Source organism: Bradyrhizobium sp. (assembly GCF_030697065.1).
Taxonomy (GTDB): Bacteria; Pseudomonadota; Alphaproteobacteria; order Rhizobiales; family Xanthobacteraceae; genus Bradyrhizobium.
The window spans coordinates 1-2,926 of the sequence record NZ_JAUYQU010000136.1 but is presented as its reverse complement, the minus strand read 5'-3'; the positions used below and the strand labels follow the sequence as shown (position 1 = coordinate 2,926).

Annotated in this window: 2 protein-coding genes; both read right to left on the bottom strand. The window is 66.0% G+C overall.

Translation table 11 applies throughout. The features are described from left to right. The coding region (locus Q8R73_RS11015; protein ID WP_305719574.1) for a chemotaxis protein CheW at window positions 1–353 on the bottom strand (353 nt) is incomplete at its 3' end. Between the two features lie 10 nt (window positions 354–363). After that, window positions 364–2,926: hybrid sensor histidine kinase/response regulator (locus Q8R73_RS11010; protein WP_305719573.1), on the bottom strand; the 2,563-nt coding region annotated here is incomplete at its 5' end.

Genomic DNA, 2,926 nt, shown 5'->3' with positions numbered 1-2,926 from the left:
TTGACGGGGTTTTCCTCGCGGCCCTCGTCGGCGAGCTTGAGCACTTCGCCGATCTGGTCGATCAGCAGGCCATAGGATTCGCCGCGCAGGTCGACGCCGACCGCCATCGGCGGCTTGCCGTCGTCGTTTTTGGGCAGGCCGAGACGAGCGCGCATGTCCACCACGGTGACGATGCGGCCGCGCAGGTTGAGCACGCCGGCGATCTCGCCCGACGACAGCGGCACCCGCGTCAGCCGTTCCGGCATGAACACGTCCTGCACCCTGGAGATCGGCAGCCCGAACAGCTGGCCGCCGATCATCGCGGTGACGAATTCGGAGACGGCGCCTTCGGTATTATCGTTCTTGCTGGTCATGCTGGTTTTCCTAAGCCGCCCGGCTGAGTTCGGCGGTCTGTTCCTTCAGCGCCGCGATCAGGCCCGGGCGATCGAATTTGGCGACGTAATCGTGGAAGCCGGCCAGCCGGCCGCGCTCGATCGCCGCCGGCGACACCATCGAGGACAGCGCGATGATCGGCATCGCGCTCAGATGCGCATCGGCCCGGATGGTCTCGGCGAATTCGAACCCGTTCATGTCGGGCATTTCGATGTCGGTCAGCACCACGTCGAACACCTGGCCCGAGCGCAGCGCGGAGAGGCCCTCCTCGGCGCTGGGCGCCACCCGCACCTTGTAGCCGGCGGCTTTCAGCACCGGCGCCAGCATGTTGCGGAAGAACGCGCTGTCGTCGACCAGCAGCACCGACTGCGCCGTCACCGACGGGCGCATCTCCTTGCGGGAGAACCAGTCGGCGAACGCCATCGGGAGGAAATGGCCGACGTCGATCACTTCGGTGGCCTGGCCCTTGATCACGGCGGAGCCGAGAATGCCGTCTCTGGAGCCGGCGACCTCGATGTTGAGCCGTTCCTCGACGATGTCGATGATCTCGTCGACCACCAGCCCCATCGAGCGGCCGTCATCGGCGAACACCAGGATCGGCTGCGAGCCCGAGGTCTGGACGCTGACGCCTTCCATCTGCACCAGCGGCATCAGCTGGTCGCGGTACTGCACCATGTAGCGGCCGTTGGAGAGTTCGATCTTGTCGGTGGCAAGCTCCTCCAGCCGGGTGACGAGGCCGAGCGGCACCGCCTTGGGCTGGGCCGAGCCGGCGCGGAACACCAGCAGCGAGGTCAGCTGTTCGGCGGCATTGGCACGCGCCGCCGCGTTCTCTTCCGAGATCTCGTGGCCGGCGGAGCCGGCGGCGCCGAGCGCCTTGGCGATGCCGTTGGGATCGATGATCATGATCACGGCGCCGTCCCCCAGGATGGTATTGCCGGAGAACATGTCGATGTGGCGCAGTTTCGTCGACATCGGCTTGACCACGATCTCCTCGGTGTGGAACACGCCGTCGACCACGATGCCGAAGGTCTGGTTGCCGACCTGGGTGACCACGATGAAGCCGTTCTCGGGATCGGAGGAGGTGCCGTCGTCGATCTTGAGCAACTTCTTGAGGTGCATCAGCGGCAGCAGCTTGTTGCGCAGCCGCAGGACCGCGGTGTCCTTGATGCGCTCGATGCGGTGCTCGGAATTGGCCCGCGCCCGCACCAGTTCGACCACCGCGAGCTGCGGGATCGCAAAGCGGTCGCCGGCGGCTTCCACGATCAGGGCGGAGACGATGGCGAGCGTCAGCGGGATCTTGATGGTGACGGAGGAGCCCTCGCCGGCCACCGACTTGACGTCGATGGTGCCGCCGATCTGGTCGATATTGGTGCGCACCACGTCCATGCCGACGCCGCGGCCGGACACCGAGGTGATGGAGGCCGCGGTGGAGAAGCCCGGCGCGAAGATGAACTTGTGGATCTGGGCTTCCGTCATCTTCTCGAGTTCGGCCTCGCTGACGAGACCGTTGGAGACGGCCTTGGCCTTGATCCGCTCGGTGTTGAGGCCGCGGCCGTTGTCGGCGATGCAGATCAGGATATGGCCGCCCTCGTGATAGGCGGAGAGCCGGATGGTGCCCTGTTCGGGCTTGCCGGCGGCGGCGCGCTCGGCCGGGGTTTCGAGGCCGTGATCGGCGGAGTTGCGCACCATGTGCGTCAACGGATCCTTGATCAGGTCGAGCACCTGGCGGTCGAGCTCGGTGTCGGCGCCGTGCATCTCCAGTTCGATCTGCTTGTGCAGTTCGCCGGCGAGGTCGCGCACGATTCTGGGCAGCTTCTGCCAGGCATTGCCGATCGGCTGCATCCGCGTCTTCATGACGCCTTCCTGCAGTTCGGCGGTGACGTTGGAGAGCCGCTGCAGCGGCACCTTGAACTCGGTATCGTCGTTGCGCCGGGAGATCTCCAGCAGCTGGTTGCGGGTCAGAACCAGTTCCGACACCATGGTCATCAGATGTTCCAGCGTATCCACGTTGACGCGGATCGACTGGTTGGCGATCTTGTCGGCCTCGGGCACGTCGATCTCCACGACCGACTTGACCTTCTTGTCTTTCGCGTTGTCTTTCGCGGGCGCGGCGACCTTGACCGGTGCTGCGGCCGGCGGCGGCTCGGCGGCGACAGGCGGCGCGGTTGCGATCGGCGGCGCCTCCACCTCGATCGCGGTGTCCCGGAACGCACGCTCGAGTTCGTCCAGCGAGACTTCGCCGGGACGCAACTGCCGCTCCAGTATCTGCGGCACCAGGGTGCCCTGCTCGATCGCGGGCGCGGCGGCGACAACCGGTTCAATTGCAATGGGAGCGGCCGGCTCTGCCGACGCTACCGTGAAGGCGCGCAGGCTCAATTCGACCAATGGACCGATCAGATCCTGATCGGTGCCTTCGGGCTCGGCCTCGGTGGCTTCGAGCCCCGCGAGAATCTCCTTGATGCGATCGATGCTGGCAAGGATGAGCGAGACCGCTTCCGAAGTGACCGGCATTCCGTCGCGGAACTTGCCCATCAGCGTCTCGCCGGCATGGGCC